Genomic DNA, 14199 nt, shown 5'->3' on the forward strand with positions numbered 1-14199 from the left:
TGAAGGAGATTTCCAATGCTTCAGGCCCTGTGGGTAAGCAAGACCGGTCTGTCCGCCCAGGACATGAACCTGACCACCATTTCCAACAACCTGGCCAACGTCTCGACCACCGGTTTCAAGAAGGACCGCGCCGAGTTCCAGGACCTGCTCTACCAGGTTCGCCGCCAGCCGGGCGCCAATACCACCCAGGACACCGAGCTGCCCTCCGGCCTGCAACTGGGTACCGGTGTGCGTATCGTCGGCACCCAGAAGAACTTCACCGGCGGCAGCCTGCAGACCACCGACCAGCCGCTGGACATGGCCATCAACGGCCGGGGCTTCTTCCAGATCCTCACCCCGGACGGCACCGTGGCCTACACCCGCGACGGCACCTTCCACCTGAATTCCGAAGGCCAGGTGGTCACCGCCAACGGTTATGCGCTGGAGCCGGCGATTGTCGTGCCGCCGGAAACCCAGACCTTCACCGTGGGCCAGGACGGCACCGTGTCGGTCACCGTGTTCGGGGATCCCGCCTCGCAGGTGATCGGTAACCTGCAGACCGCCGACTTCATCAACCCCGCCGGTCTGCAGGCCGTGGGCGGCAACCTGTTCCTGGAGACCGCCGCCAGCGGCGCGCCGCAGGTCGGCCAGCCGGGCATGAACGGCCTGGGCACCGTGCTGCAGGAAACCCTGGAAAACTCCAACGTCAGCACCGTGGAAGAGCTGGTGAACATGATCACTACCCAGCGCGCCTACGAGATGAACTCCAAGGTGATTTCCACCGCCGACTCCATGCTCGGTTTCGTTACCCAGCAGCTGTAAAGGTGCTTAGCGAGTCTCCAGAGGTCGTGTCCATGCTCCGGCTATTCCTGTCCCTGATGTTCCTGGCGCTGCTTGGCGGCTGCATGTCCACGCCGCCCAAGCCCGACGAGCCGTATTACGCGCCCGTGCTGCCGCGCACGCCGCTGCCGGTGGAGCAGAACAACGGGGCCATCTACCAGCCGGGCTTCGGCATGAACCTGTTTGACGACCGCAAGGCCTACCGGGTCGGTGACATCATCACCATCACGCTCAACGAGCGGACCCAGGCCAGCAAGAGCGCCAACTCGCAGCTGCAGAAGGACAGCAGCGCGAGCATCGGCCTCACGTCGCTGTTCGGCGGCGCGGTGAGCGCGACCAACCCGTTTACCGGCAACAGCATGACCCTGGGTGCCGAGTACGGCGCCGAGCGCGACACCAGCGGCAGCAGCAAGGCCGGGCAGAGCAACAGCCTGACCGGCTCGATCACCGTCACCGTGGCCGAGGTGCTGCCCAACGGGATTCTTGCGGTGCGCGGCGAGAAGTGGATGACCCTGAACACCGGCGAGGAGCTGGTGCGCATCGCCGGTCTGGTGCGTTCCGAGGACATCGGCACCGATAACACCGTGCCCTCCACCCGAGTGGCTGATGCGCGCATCACCTACTCGGGCACCGGCGCCTTCGCCAACACCAGCCAGCCCGGCTGGCTCGACCGCTTCTTCATGAGCCCGCTGTGGCCGTTCTGATGAGCGGAAATGGTTTTGTAGGAGTCAGCCCCATGATCAAACACCTCGTTCTCGCCCTCGGCCTGCTGGCCAGCCTGACGGCCCAGGCCGAGCGCCTCAAGGACATCTCCAGCATTCAGGGCGTACGCAGCAACCAGCTGATCGGCTACGGCCTGGTGGTCGGCCTCAACGGCACGGGTGACCAGACCACCCAGACGCCGTTCACCCTGCAGACCTTCAACAACATGCTGACCCAGTTCGGCATCAAGGTGCCGGCGAACATCGGCAGCGTGCAGCTGAAGAACGTCGCCGCCGTGTCCATCCATGCCGACCTGCCGCCGTTCGCCAAGCCGGGCCAGACCATTGACATCACCGTGTCCTCCATTGGCAACGCCAAGAGCCTGCGCGGCGGCAGCCTGCTGCTGACCCCACTGAAGGGGATCGACGGCAACATCTACGCCATCGCCCAGGGCAACCTGGTGGTCGGCGGCTTCGACGCCAGCGGCAACGACGGCTCGCGTGTCACCGTCAACGTGCCGTCCAGCGGCCGTATCCCCTCCGGTGCCACGGTGGAGCGTGCGGTGCCTAGCGCCTTCGGTCAGGGCAACAGTCTGACGCTGAACCTCAACCGCCCCGACTTCACCACCGCCAAGAACATTGTCGACCGCATCAACGACCTGCTCGGCCCGGGCGTGGCCAACGCCGTCGACGCCGCCTCGGTGCGCATCAGCGCGCCGCTCGACCCCAACCAGCGCGTCGACTACATCGCCATCCTGGAAAACCTCGAGATCAATCTCGGTCAGGCGGCCGCCAGGGTCATCATCAACTCGCGCACCGGCACCATCGTCATCGGCCAGAACGTGCGGGTGGCGCCGGCGGCGGTGACCCATGGCAGCCTGATGGTGAGCATCAGCGAAGACCCCATCGTCAGCCAGCCGGCGCCGTTCTCCGAAGGGCAGACCGTGGTGGTGCCCAACTCGCGCATCCAGGCCGAGCAGGAGCGCAACCCGATGTTCAAGTTCGCTCCGGGCACCACGCTGGACGAGATCGTCCGCGCGGTGAACCAGGTGGGCGCCGCGCCCAGCGACCTGATGGCCATTCTTGAAGCCCTCAAGCAGGCCGGCGCGCTGCAGGCCGAGCTGATCGTGATCTGACGGAGGCGCCATGAAATCCCCAGTGCCCGGCGTGGGCGACAGCGGTGCCTACACCGACCTGAACCGCCTCAACCAGTTGAAGACCGGCAAGGATCGCGACAGCGAGGCCAACGTGCGCAAGGTGGCGCAGGAATTCGAGTCGCTGTTCGTCAACGAGATGTTCAAGGCCATGCGCAGCGCCAACCAGGCGCTGACCGGCGACAGTTTCCTGAACACTGAAACCACCAAGCACTACCAGCAGATGCACGACCAGCAACTGGCGGTGACCCTGTCCCGCGAGGGTGGCGGCATCGGCCTGGCGGATGTGCTGGTGCGGCAGATGACCGAGCGCAAGGGCAGCAATCGGCCCAATCCCTTCGCTACGCCAGATCAGGCGGTACTGGGCCAGGTGGCGACGCCGCTTAATGCCGCGATCACGCAGGCAGAATCCCAGCGGGATGATCGTGCCGCCTTGCAGGCGCGCCGGCTCACCCATCTGCCCAAGGCCGTGCAGACTCGCCGCGACGGCCCGCCGAACGACACTGCCGCACCCATCGATACGGCGCAGGCCGGCAAGCCGCTGGTGGATCTCGGCTGGCAACCGGCGAGCGGCAATGTCTTGCCGGTCCGTTTCGACAGCCCCGAGCAGTTCGCCGCCACCCTGCTGCCGATGGCCGAGCAGGCTGCCCAGCGCCTGGGCGTCGATCCGCGCTACCTGGTGGCCCAGGCCGCGCTGGAAACCGGTTGGGGCGGCTCGATCATCCAGGGCGAGACGGGCAGCAGTCACAACCTGTTCGGCATCAAGGCCCATGGCGGCTGGGCGGGTCCCAGCGCCGAAGTGCTGACCACCGAGTACTACAACGGTCAGCCCGTGAAGGAGGCCGCGCGCTTCCGCGCCTATGACTCCTTCGCGCAGAGTTTCGAGGACTACGCGGACTTCCTGCAGGGCAACGGCCGCTATCAAGAAGCGCTCAAGTCCGCCGATAACCCGGACAAGTTCATGAGCGAACTGCAGAAGGCCGGCTACGCCACCGATCCGCAGTACGCCAGCAAGGTCAACCAGATCGCCCGCCAGCTGCAGACCTATCAGATGGTCGCCGCCGCGGGATCGAACAAAAACGGCTAGGGAATTGACGCATGGCAGGTTTGCTCTCCATCGGGGTTTCGGGTCTGCACGCCAGTCAGGCGCACCTGCAAACCACCGGTCACAACATCACCAACGCCGACACCGCGGGCTTTTCGCGTCAGCAGGCCATGCAGAAGACCGCCGGTGGCCAGTACATCGGCCCGGCCGGCTTTATCGGCAGCGGCACCACGCTGAACGATGTGCGTCGCATCTACAGCGGCTTCATCGACACCCAGCTGCAGAGCGCCACTGCGCTCAACGGTGACACCAAGGCCTACCTGGACAACATCAGCCGGCTCGATTCGTTGCTGGCCGACAGCGGCACGGGCGTCAACGTCGTGCTCAACGGCTTCTTCGATGCGGTGCAGAACGTGGTGAGCAAGCCCACCGACATCGCCTCGCGCCAGTTGCTGATCACCTCGGCCGAGTCGCTGAGCGCGCGCTTCCGCTCCGTGCAGGCGCAGATGGAAGACCAGAACGCCTACCTGAACAGCCAGCTCAAGAGTCTGTCGGGCTCGGTCAACGACCTGGCCAGCAAGATCGCCCAGCTCAACGACTCCATCCAGTACGCCCGTGCCACCGGCGCCGAGCCCAACGACCTGCTGGACACCCGCGAACAGGCGGTGCGCGAGCTGTCCGACCTGGTGGGCGTCAAGGTGGTGGATCAGGACGGCCAGTACGCGCTGTTTCTCGGCAACGGCCAGCCGCTGGTGATCGGTGGCAGCGCCAACAGCATCACCGCGCAACCGAGCCAGGACGATCCTTCGCGCATGGCGCTGGTCTTCAACACCCCGACCGCCAGCCTGGACGTCAGTGGCGTGCTGAGCGGCGGCGCCATCGGTGGCTTGCTGCGCTACCGCAACGATGTGCTCGACACGGCGATGAACGAGCTGGGACGTCTGTCCCTGGTGGTGTCCGATCAGATCAACCAGCAACTGGCCCAGGGCCTGGATCTGAACGGCGATTTCGGCGCGACGCTGTTCCGCAACATCAACGATCCGGCGCTGCTGGGGCAGCGCAGCATTGCGCAGGCGGGGAATACCAGCGCCGGTAACTTCGAGGTCACCATTACCGACAGCAGTCAGCTGACGGTCCATGACTACGAAGTGCGCTTTGACAATCCTTTGAACCCTAACGAGTTCAAGGTGTTGCGTTCCGATGGCAAGGAGATTCTCCCGGAATTGCCGGCCACCGCTTGGGACGTGACTTCTACGCCGCCGCCGGCTTTCGACGGTATCAGCCTGAAGTTTAACGGCACGCCAGCGGCTCCCGTACCACCTGCAACGGCTGACCGCTTCACGCTGGTGCCCACCCGCCAGGCCGCCGGCGATATCCAGAGCATCCTGACCGAGCCCAAGCGTCTGGGCTTCACTGCGCCGCTGAATGCCACCACCGGCACCGGCAACTACGGCACCGGCGCGGTCAGCCAGCCGGAGCTGAATACCCGGATCGATATCTACGAAGACAGCGTGGCGCAGGACAACATGCGCCAGGCGATCGAGAATGCCATGCCGGTCAAGCTGGTGTTCGATTCCGCCGCGCAACGCTACAACCTGTTCGATGCTCAGGGTACGGCCATTGCGATCAGCACACCCATCGTGCCCGGCAAGGCCCAGGAGCTGACCTTCTCCCTGGCGGCCGTGAACGATGCGAACGTCGATCTCACGCCGAAGACCGTCGATTTCACCATTACCGTCAGCGGCACGCCGGCGCACAACGATAGCTTCAGCGTGGGTTTCAACCCCAACGGCCAGACCGACAACCGCAATGCCCTGGCCCTGCAGGATCTGCAGAGCAAGGCCACGGTGGGGGTCAATACCACGACCGGCCGAGGCTCGAACTTCAGCACGGCCTATGGCTCGCTGATCAGCGAGGTGGGCGCCAAGGCCGCCCAGGCCAAGGCCGACAACGGCGCCACCGAGGCGATCCTGGCCCAGGCCACCGCCACCCGCGAGTCGTTGTCGGGGGTCAACCTGGACGAAGAAGCGGCCAACCTGATCAAGTTCCAGCAGTACTACACCGCCTCGTCGCAGATCATCAAGGCGGCCCAGGAAACCTTCAACACCCTGCTCAGCGCACTCTAAGGCCAGGTGACGATCATGCGTCTCTCCACTTCGCAGATGTTCAACGCCAGTGTCAGCGGCCACCAGAAAGGCTACGCCGCGCTGGTCAAGACCCAGGAACAGATCACCAGCGGGCACCGCATCCAGACGGCGGCAGACGACCCGGTGGGTTCGGCACGTCTGCTGCAGCTGGAACAGCAGGCCGGCCAGCTGAGCCAGTACAAGAGCAACCTGACCGATGCGACCAACTCGCTGGCCCAGGAAGAAAGCATCCTGCAGTCGATGATCAAGATCGGCGATCGCGCACGCAGCCTGGCCGGACAGGCCGGCAACGGCGCGTACAACGATCATGACCGCCGCGCCATCGCCGCCGAGCTGCAGCAGATCGAGAACGAGCTGTTCGGCCTGATGAACAGCAAGAATGCCAGCGGCGAATACTGGTTCAGCGGCAGCCAGAGCGGCATCCCGCCCTATGTGCGCAACCCCGATGGCACCTACCGCTACCAGGGCGACCAGAGCCAGCAGTATCTGCAGGTCGCCACCGGCGTGCAGCTGAGCATCAACGACAGCGGCTTCGAGACCTTCGAAAGCGCGAAGAACGTCAGCCGCACGGAGACCGCCGAGATGGCCCCGGCCACGGTCGATGGCGTGCAGCGCCTCTATATGTCCGGCGGTGCGATTGTCGATCAGCAGGCGTTCGATAAGGACTTCCGCGCCAATGGCCCCTATACCCTGACCATCAAAGCGCAAGATCCCACTAACCCCTATAGCCCCCTCAACTACGAGATCGAAGATGGGGCTGGGAACGTGACTGCCGGTCCCTACGACCCCGCTCAGGAGAATCCGAAGATCACCTTTGGGGGGGTGGAATTTGCTCTCGATCCGCTGCTGGGCGCCGGTGAAACCACCTACGGCGCCCTTTTGGACGGACATCAGTTCAGTCTTGGCATGGCGCCGGACGATTTCACCGTTATTGCCAGTTCGGCGGCGCAGATTAGCAAAGTGGTTGTAGGCAATACCCCGGCAGAGGCCGCTGCGTATGCCAACGCTTTCCCGGCGGGTGGTCTGACGCTTAAGTATGACGGCGCTACCTCCACCTTCTCCGCCATGGCCCCGGACGGGATAACACCGCTTCCCTGGCCTGTCACCTATGTTGCTGACCCGCTCCCGGCCACTACTGGCACGATCAGCATTCCTGCTGTGGGGCTGACACTGAAAACTGCCGGCGCGTTCGGGGGCGGTGATCAGTTTAAGGTCCATGCCGACTCGCAGGAAACCCGCAACATCCTCAACACCATCGTCGCGCTGCGCCAGTCACTGCAGGAGCCCGCCGACGGCATCAAGGGTGGCGGCATGCGCATTCGCGAAGCGGTTGCCGTGGCGCTGGGCAATCTGGACAGCAGCATGATCCAGATCGAAAGCACCCAGGCACACATCGGCGCCCGGATGAATGTCATCGATACCCTGACGGCGGAAAACGAGAGCCTGGGAATCTTCAACGCCCAGACCCAGTCGGCGATCCGCGATACCGACCAGTTCGAGGCGGCCTCACGACTGATGCTCCAGCAGACCAAGCTGGAAGCCGCCCATGCGGCGTTTGTGCGGGTGAGTCAGTTGAGTCTGTTCGACCGCTTGTAACAGCCGATCCGGCTCCTATGACGGCGCACCGCTTGGACAGGGTGCGCCGTTTTGCATTTCGCAGCGCCAACGCCCTGCATCAAATCGTGCACTGAATCAAGTAATAGCGCGGTGATGGCGAAAAAAACGCAGGCAACCCTAAAGCATCCGCCGGACCAGACGATAACCCTTATGACAGTTCTCCAGGCCACAACAGGCGCAAGCCCGGGGCGTGGGAACCTTAAGCCCAACCCATGAGGACTCCACAATGGCTCTCTCTGTTCACACTAACTTCGCGTCTCTGACCACTCAGAAGAACCTGAACCGCGCTTCCGACGACCTGGCCACCAGCATGCAGCGTCTGTCGAGCGGCCTGCGCATCAACAGCGCCAAGGACGACGCGGCCGGCCTGCAGATCGCCAACCGTCTGACCAGCCAGATCAACGGTCTGAACGTTGCCGTCAAGAACGCCAACGACGGTATCTCCATCGCGCAGACCGCCGAAGCGGCCATGGGCGAATCCACCACCATCCTGCAGCGCATGCGCGAACTGTCCCTGCAGTCCGCCAACGGTTCCTACGGCGCCGACGAGCGCAAGGCCATGCAGTCCGAGTTCAGCCAGCTGACCTCCGAACTGAACCGTATCGCCGAAACCACCAGCTTCGGTAGCCGCAAGCTGTTGGATGGTTCCTTCGGCTCCGCCGCCTTCCAGGTCGGCGCCAACGCCTACGAAACCATCAACGTCAGCCTGAGCAACGTGTCCGCTCGCGTGATTGGCTCCCAGCAGCTGGACAGCATTGCCATCGCGCCGGTGAACGGCGGCCATACCGCTGCCGGCGTCATCGACATCGCCACCGGCGGCGTTGAAGGCCAAATCACCGTGGCCGCAGGCGACTCGGCCGAGAAGATCGCCGGCGCCATCAACGAGGAAGGCCTGGGCGGCGTGACTGCCACTGCCCGCACCCAAGTGCAGTTCACCGGTGCCATCGCTGCCGCCACTCCGGTGAGCTTCAGCGTCACCGTGGGTGACGGCACCGACGCTGTCAGTGTCGACATCGTTAACGCCGCCGACTACGCCAGCCTGGCCGAGCAGCTGTCCGGCGCCGCCAGCAAGCTGGGCGTTTCCGTCAGCTACAACGAGAAGACCGGTGCGCTGTCCATCACCTCCGACAGCGGCAAGAACATCACCTTCGATGAGATGAGTGACGGCACCGCGGGCGTGTACAGCGGTCTGCAGGTTGCCGTGGCCAAGACCGACGGCACCTACGGCGCTGCTGTAGCTATCACCGACACCATGGTTACCACCGGTACCGTGCAGATCAACTCCACCAAGTCCGTGGCTCTGTCCGGCGCTGGCGTTACCGGTCTGTTTGACACTGCTGCCACCACTGCCTCCACCACGCTGAAGAGTGTCAGCAACGCCGACATCACCACCGCCAACAACGCCCAGCAGTCCATCGCCGTTATCGACAAGGCCATCGCCAACATCGATGCTCAGCGTGCCGACCTGGGTGCCATCCAGAACCGTTTCGACAGCACCATCAGCAACCTGACCTCGATCATGGAAAACACCACCGCTTCGCGTGGCCGTATCGAGGACGTGGACTTCGCTGCCGAAACCGCCAACCTGACCAAGCAGCAGACCCTGCAACAGGCATCCACCGCGATCCTGGCCCAGGCCAACCAGCTGCCGGCCGCCGTGCTGAAGCTGCTGGGCTAATCACCCTGCGGTAACAAGAGAGGGCGCCGCGTGCGCCCTCTCTTTTGACGGAGAACCGATGCGATGGACGTAGGACTGAACATCAACGCCTTCTACACGGCGAACAAGCCCCAGGCGAACGAGGCCGAACAGGCCCGCAAGACTGCGCCCGAGGCCAAGTCGCAAACCCCGATCTCACCCGAGCGCGAGCGCGTGGTTGAAGCGATTAAAAAAATTCAGGAATTCGTTGACGAGACTCAGCGTGGCCTGAAGTTTTCCATCGACGAAGACACCGGGCGCACCGTGGTCAAGGTGATCGCCCGCCAGAGTGGCGAAGTCATTCGTCAGCTGCCCTCAGAGGAAGCGCTGGAGCTTGCCAAGCGCCTGCAGGATGCCGGCAGCCTGTTGTTCAGCAAGCAGGTGTGATTTCAGGGTGGCGCGCGCATTGCTTGCGGCGCGGCCTTGATCGTGAAACGCGGCACTAATGCCGCTGTGGGCGCCTGCGCTACGGGGCGGGTCATCGGAATGGTCGGGTCTTGGTGCATATCTTGCTGCGCCAGGGTCACGCGTCAGCAAAATATCGGGAGTGCAGCATGGCAATCACCACCCTCACCGGCCTGGGTTCGGGTCTGGATATCAAGAACCTGGTTCCGGCGCTGATCGAAGCCGAAAGGGCGCCCAAGCAGGCGCAGATCAAGAGCCAGATGCTCCGTAACGAGACCCAGCTGTCGGCCGTTGGCATGCTGAAAAGCGCGTTGGAAGCCTTTGAAACGTCATTGTTGAGCCTGAAATCCAGCTCCAAGTCGTTCGATGGCTACAAGGCCGCCTCGTCCAAGGAGGCGGTCGCCAATGTCACCCTGCAGCCCGTTGCTGCCAAGGCCTCAAAGGTGGCCAGTGCGCCCCTGGTCGATGGACACGATACGAGCTTTGCCAGCGGCGGCACGTTGAGCATCAGCATGGGTGGGAAAACCCATGATATTTCGATCGCCGCAGGAGCCACCCTCGCGGAGGTGACCACTGCCGTCAACACTCAGCTCGGTTCCCAGGGCATCACTGCCGGGATCGAGTTTGAGGCGGGGGAAGTACGCCTGGCCTTGCTCTCCAAGCAGACCGGGGCGGGCAATGATATTTCCGTGAGCGGGACGGGCGACCTGGCTCAGTTGAATGTGGATGGCTCGGTCGAAATGACCGCCTCGAGCGCCGGCTATATCACCCGCGCAGCCAATGCCATCAACGTGACCCAAGGCTCGTATGTGCTCAAGGTCGACAGCCTGGCATCGGCATCGAAGGTGGCCTCGGCAGTACAGCCGGATGGTGTCTCGACCCGGTACGCCTCCGGCGGTGAGCTGACCATCAAGGTGGGTGGCGGCACGCCTTACAAGATCACGGTTGCCGCGAACGCGACGCTGGATCAGATTCGCGATTCGATCAATAGCCAACTGTCCGCCGTGGGCGTCTCCGCCAGCATTATTTCCGACAGCAGCGGCGCACGTCTGGTGCTGTCGTCGGAGTTGACCGGGGCCGGTAACGATATTTCGCTGACGAGCACCGGTGCCGATCTGGCGACGCTGGATATCGACGGGACGCAGCAGCAAGCCGGGAGCGGCGCGGGATGGCTGACCCAGGCGAAGGATGCCAAATACTTTATCGATGGCCTGGAGATGAGCAGCAAGGGCAACACCATTACGGGTTTGCAGGGCCTTAGCATCAAGCTGCTGGAAGAGGGCACCACCACGCTGTCGGTGTCGACCAATGCCGATGGTATTGCTGCCTCGGTCGAATCCTTCGTGATGGCCTACAACACCCTGCTGACCGTCACCAACGGGCTGACCAAGGTCACCCAGACCACCGACAAGGATGGCAATCCGACTACTCAGGCCGGCGCGCTGGTGGCGGACTCGACGCTGCGCTCGATGATGTCGCAATTGCGAAGTGCGTTCGCGAATCCGGTGCAGGGCGCTGGAGATTTGAAGCTACTGACTCAGTTGGGCGTAAAGACCAGCCGGACGACCGGCATGCTGGAGCTGGACAGTGACCAACTGAAGAAGGCGGTTGCTGAAAACCCGGCCGCTATCAAGGACTTCTTCACCGGCAAGCAGGGCATGTTCGAGCGTATCGGAAATATCACTTCGGTGTACTCCGGAAAAGGCGGTCTGCTGGCCTCGCGGGAGGCCAGCTTGACGAAGAATACGGAACGCCTGGGCCTTGATCAGGCGAATCTGGATCGGCGCATCGAAAAGCTCACCCTGACCCTGTTTGCCAAGTTCAACGCCATGGACAGCCTGGTCGCGAGGCTCAACGCGACCAGCCAAAGTGTCATGGCCACGCTCAACGCGCTGAACAAGAAAAAAGACGACTGATTGGTGCGTGCCTTTCCCAAGGAAAACGAGTTCATGCAAGAAGCCATCGAGAAGCTGGAATTCACTCAGACTGCCCTGCGCGAGGCGCTCGAGCGCCAGGACTGGGACGCCATCGGCGAGCTGGATTCGCTGTGCCGTCAGGTTGTTGATGACGTGATGGCGCAGGGTGGCGCGGGCAATGCCGAGGTGCTTGCGCGCCTGGGCGAGCTGCTGGACCTGTATCGGGAAGTGCTGGAAGCCTGCGAGGCCGAAAAGCAGCAGGTGGGCGGCGAGCTGCGCCAGCTGCGCCAGGCCAGCAATGGCGTCAAGGCCTATCAGGCAGGCGAGTGATGCCGGCGAGCTTGCCGTAGCCCCGACGGGCTGTTCTGTTTTCTTACAACGCCACCTCCGCTCGCGGCTGTGTGGCGTTTTTATTTGTGGTTGATGTGCGCCGGAGTCGATGCGATGGGCGAGTTCTTTGAAGTCAACGCCGCGGTTATTCGCGCGCGCTGGCCGGCGTTGCTGGACAGCGTGCTGCAGGAAGACCTGACAGCGCTGCAGGCCGACACGGATCTGCTGCAGGGCCTGGAAGCCACGCTGCGCATCGCCGGCATCCAGCTCACCAGTCGCCATGGCCGGGCGGCCGAAGCCAGGCTGCAGGCGCAAAGCCTGCCGCAGGACAGTCCGGTTGTGACGGTCTATGGCTGTGGCCTGGGCGATCTGCAGCGCGAGCTACTGCAACGCGACTGCCTGCGCCAGCTGCGCGTGCGCATCCTTAATCTGGGGCTGTTCGCCCTGGTCCTGCATCTGATGGACCAGAGCGACTGGCTCGCCGACCCGCGAGTGGATCTTGATCAGGCCGGTCGTGAGCCGAAACTGGTTCCGCCGCTCTTTGCGCTGCCGTCCGAGCTGCTGCTGGCGGACAACTTCAATGCCCGCTCCCGGGATCTGCTGGTGCGCTACATCCAGCAGGACTTCGTGAACCGTGCCTTTGATCCGCGGGATCCGTTCTGGCGCGAGCGGGTGAATGGCAACCTCGATCTGCTGCGGGAAGATGCTGACGTGGCCGAGCTGTTTGGCTCTCAGCGGGGCCGCGAGGTGTTCGTGATCGCCACCGGGCCGACGCTGGAGCGCCACCTCGACCGTTTGCGGCGGCTGCGCGCCCAGACGCAGCGGCCGCTGTTCGTCGTGGTGGATACCGCCCTGAGGCCGTTGCTCGCCCAGGGCATCCGTCCGGATCTGGTGGTGAGCATCGATGCGAATATCCAGGACCGGCATCTGCTCACCGCGCAGTCCGCCGGGATGGGGCTGGTGTACTTCCCGCTGCTGGCCAACGAGCTGTTGCAGGCCTGGCGGGGCAAACGCTATGCCGCCTATTCGGCCAGCCGGCTATACGCCGCCGCCCGCCGGCAGGTCGACAAAGCGGTGCTGTATTCCGCCGGCAGTGTGATTCATCCGGCGCTGGATCTGGCGGTGCGCATGGGTGCCACCCGCGTGACGCTGTTTGGCGCGGATTTCTCCTACCCCGGCGACAAGACCCATGCGGGCTGGGACGATGGGGTGCTTGGCCAGGGATTTTCCTGTGCACGGCACTGGGTGATCAACGGGCATGGCGAACGGGTCAGGACCCAGTTGAACTTCCGCTCCTATCTATATGGCATCAGCGAATACATTGCGGCACATCCCGAAGTGATGTTTCTCAATACCAGCAAGGACGGCGCATTGATCGAAGGCGCAAGCTTTCATCCGGAGTTCGTATCGTGACCCAGGTTGCCGAGCTGAAGCGGGAAGCCCTGCGTATCGCCCATCTGCTGCGTCTGGGGCAGGAGGTGCAGGCGCAACTCGATATGGTCGCCCTGGCTGAGCGGCTGCTGGGTTTCGCCAGCGGCGAGCGGGGAGGGGAAGTGGCCGCGTGGGTGGACTGGATCGGCCGGGCGACGGCCTGCCAGGAAGCGCAGGACTGGCTGGGGCTGGCGGACTATCTGGAATACGAGTTGCAGGAGCTGTTCGACCACGCCGTCTAAAGCTTCCCGTGGCCCGGTCGATATAGAACGCAGGTTTTACGGTTATCTTTCTGGAGTCGATGCGCATGTATTCCCGTTCCGCCCTTCAGCAGTACCAGCAGGTCAACGCCCATGCGCAGGTGTCCGAGGCCAGTCCGCATCGTCTGATCCAGATGCTGCAGGCCGGCGCGCTGGACCGCATCGCCCAGGCCCAGGGCGCCATGTCCCGTGGCCAGACCGAGATGAAAGGCATGCTGATCGGCAAGGCCATCGACATCATCGGCGGGCTGCGCGAGGGGCTGAACCTGGAAGCCGGTGGCGAGCTGGCCGCCAACTACGATCGCCTGTACGACTACATGGCGCGCCGGCTGATCGAGGCCAACCGCAAGAATGATGCGCGCATCCTCGACGAGGTCGCCGGATTGATGCGTGAGTTGAAGGCCGGCTGGGATGGCATCGGCGCGCAGCTGACCAAGTGAAATATCAACCCCGCTTCGGCGGGGTTTTTCTTGGCGCCGAGTACTTAACACTCGAAGTGTTAAGGGTGTCACACTTTGTTGAGTCAGCTTTCTGGCATTTTTTGATCTGTGACAGGACCGTTAGACAAAAGTCGTTTTGGTCAGTCAGGAAATTGACTTGAGACAGTCTTTTGACTTTAAATGGCCGCCATCCTGCCATCGGCCCTTTGGGGTCAAATGTAAAAAGAACTCCAGGCCA

13 protein-coding genes are annotated in these 14199 nt (G+C 63.3%); all 13 read left to right on the forward strand.

What is annotated here, in order from left to right:
- Nucleotides 1-15: 15 nt before the first annotated feature.
- The 13 genes from flgG to fliS all read left to right on the forward strand — a co-directional run bounded on the left by flgG (nucleotide 16) and on the right by fliS (nucleotide 13961).
- On the forward strand, nucleotides 16-801 hold the full coding sequence (gene flgG / locus VL129_RS04285; protein WP_325410418.1) for a flagellar basal-body rod protein FlgG: 786 nt from the start codon (nucleotides 16-18) through the stop codon (nucleotides 799-801).
- Nucleotides 802-833: 32 nt separating this feature from the next.
- The gene (gene flgH, locus VL129_RS04290) at nucleotides 834-1523 is read left to right on the forward strand and encodes a flagellar basal body L-ring protein FlgH (RefSeq protein WP_325410420.1); all 690 of its coding nucleotides are present in this window, start codon (nucleotides 834-836) and stop codon (nucleotides 1521-1523) included.
- Nucleotides 1524-1555: 32 nt separating this feature from the next.
- The gene (locus tag VL129_RS04295) at nucleotides 1556-2656 is read left to right on the forward strand and encodes a flagellar basal body P-ring protein FlgI (RefSeq protein WP_325410423.1); all 1101 of its coding nucleotides are present in this window, start codon (nucleotides 1556-1558) and stop codon (nucleotides 2654-2656) included.
- Between the two features lie 10 nt (nucleotides 2657-2666).
- A complete protein-coding gene (flgJ, locus tag VL129_RS04300; RefSeq protein WP_325410426.1) occupies nucleotides 2667-3761 on the forward strand; it encodes a flagellar assembly peptidoglycan hydrolase FlgJ in 1095 nt (364 codons plus the stop codon).
- Nucleotides 3762-3772: 11 nt separating this feature from the next.
- Entirely contained in the window at nucleotides 3773-5845 is a 2073-nt protein-coding gene (gene flgK / locus VL129_RS04305) for a flagellar hook-associated protein FlgK (RefSeq protein ID WP_325410429.1), read from the forward strand.
- 15 nt (nucleotides 5846-5860) lie between these two features.
- Entirely contained in the window at nucleotides 5861-7462 is a 1602-nt protein-coding gene (locus VL129_RS04310; protein ID WP_325410431.1) for a flagellar hook-associated protein 3, read from the forward strand.
- Between the two features lie 247 nt (nucleotides 7463-7709).
- Nucleotides 7710-9161: a flagellin gene (locus VL129_RS04315; RefSeq protein WP_325410433.1), complete on the forward strand. Its 1452-nt coding sequence runs from the start codon at nucleotides 7710-7712 to the stop codon at nucleotides 9159-9161.
- A gap of 63 nt (nucleotides 9162-9224) precedes the next feature.
- The gene (locus tag VL129_RS04320) at nucleotides 9225-9566 is read left to right on the forward strand and encodes a flagellar protein FlaG (RefSeq protein ID WP_325410434.1); all 342 of its coding nucleotides are present in this window, start codon (nucleotides 9225-9227) and stop codon (nucleotides 9564-9566) included.
- 167 nt (nucleotides 9567-9733) lie between these two features.
- A complete protein-coding gene (fliD, locus tag VL129_RS04325) occupies nucleotides 9734-11500 on the forward strand; it encodes a flagellar filament capping protein FliD (RefSeq protein ID WP_325410436.1) in 1767 nt (588 codons plus the stop codon).
- A 33-nt stretch (nucleotides 11501-11533) separates the two neighbouring features.
- Nucleotides 11534-11830 carry a flagellar protein FliT gene (locus VL129_RS04330; RefSeq protein ID WP_325410438.1) on the forward strand — a complete coding sequence of 99 codons (297 nt, stop codon included), beginning with the start codon at nucleotides 11534-11536 and terminating at the stop codon, nucleotides 11828-11830.
- Nucleotides 11831-11944: 114 nt separating this feature from the next.
- Entirely contained in the window at nucleotides 11945-13243 is a 1299-nt protein-coding gene (locus tag VL129_RS04335) for a motility associated factor glycosyltransferase family protein (RefSeq protein WP_325410440.1), read from the forward strand.
- Nucleotides 13240-13503, forward strand: a complete 264-nt coding sequence (locus VL129_RS04340; RefSeq protein ID WP_325410442.1) for a hypothetical protein — start codon at nucleotides 13240-13242, stop codon at nucleotides 13501-13503. Before VL129_RS04335 ends, VL129_RS04340 begins: the two co-directional genes overlap by 4 nt.
- Before the next feature lie 65 nt (nucleotides 13504-13568).
- Entirely contained in the window at nucleotides 13569-13961 is a 393-nt protein-coding gene (gene fliS / locus VL129_RS04345; RefSeq protein ID WP_325410444.1) for a flagellar export chaperone FliS, read from the forward strand.
- Nucleotides 13962-14199: the final 238 nt, after the last annotated feature.

It is taken from the genome of Pseudomonas sp., assembly GCF_035497915.1.
GTDB lineage: Bacteria > Pseudomonadota > Gammaproteobacteria > Pseudomonadales > Pseudomonadaceae > Serpens.

Bases quoted from the DNA above. Each gene is read 5' to 3' on its own strand.
- flgG (WP_325410418.1), top strand. From the start codon at position 16: ATGCTTCAGGCCCTGTGGGTAAGCAAGACCGGTCTGTCCGCCCAGGAC.
- flgH (WP_325410420.1), top strand. From the start codon at position 834: ATGCTCCGGCTATTCCTGTCCCTGATGTTCCTGGCGCTGCTTGGCGGC.
- VL129_RS04295 (WP_325410423.1), top strand. From the start codon at position 1,556: ATGATCAAACACCTCGTTCTCGCCCTCGGCCTGCTGGCCAGCCTGACG.
- flgJ (WP_325410426.1), top strand. From the start codon at position 2,667: ATGAAATCCCCAGTGCCCGGCGTGGGCGACAGCGGTGCCTACACCGAC.
- flgK (WP_325410429.1), top strand. From the start codon at position 3,773: ATGGCAGGTTTGCTCTCCATCGGGGTTTCGGGTCTGCACGCCAGTCAG.
- VL129_RS04310 (WP_325410431.1), top strand. From the start codon at position 5,861: ATGCGTCTCTCCACTTCGCAGATGTTCAACGCCAGTGTCAGCGGCCAC.
- VL129_RS04315 (WP_325410433.1), top strand. From the start codon at position 7,710: ATGGCTCTCTCTGTTCACACTAACTTCGCGTCTCTGACCACTCAGAAG.
- VL129_RS04320 (WP_325410434.1), top strand. From the start codon at position 9,225: ATGGACGTAGGACTGAACATCAACGCCTTCTACACGGCGAACAAGCCC.
- fliD (WP_325410436.1), top strand. From the start codon at position 9,734: ATGGCAATCACCACCCTCACCGGCCTGGGTTCGGGTCTGGATATCAAG.
- VL129_RS04330 (WP_325410438.1), top strand. From the start codon at position 11,534: ATGCAAGAAGCCATCGAGAAGCTGGAATTCACTCAGACTGCCCTGCGC.
- VL129_RS04335 (WP_325410440.1), top strand. From the start codon at position 11,945: ATGGGCGAGTTCTTTGAAGTCAACGCCGCGGTTATTCGCGCGCGCTGG.
- fliS (WP_325410444.1), top strand. From the start codon at position 13,569: ATGTATTCCCGTTCCGCCCTTCAGCAGTACCAGCAGGTCAACGCCCAT.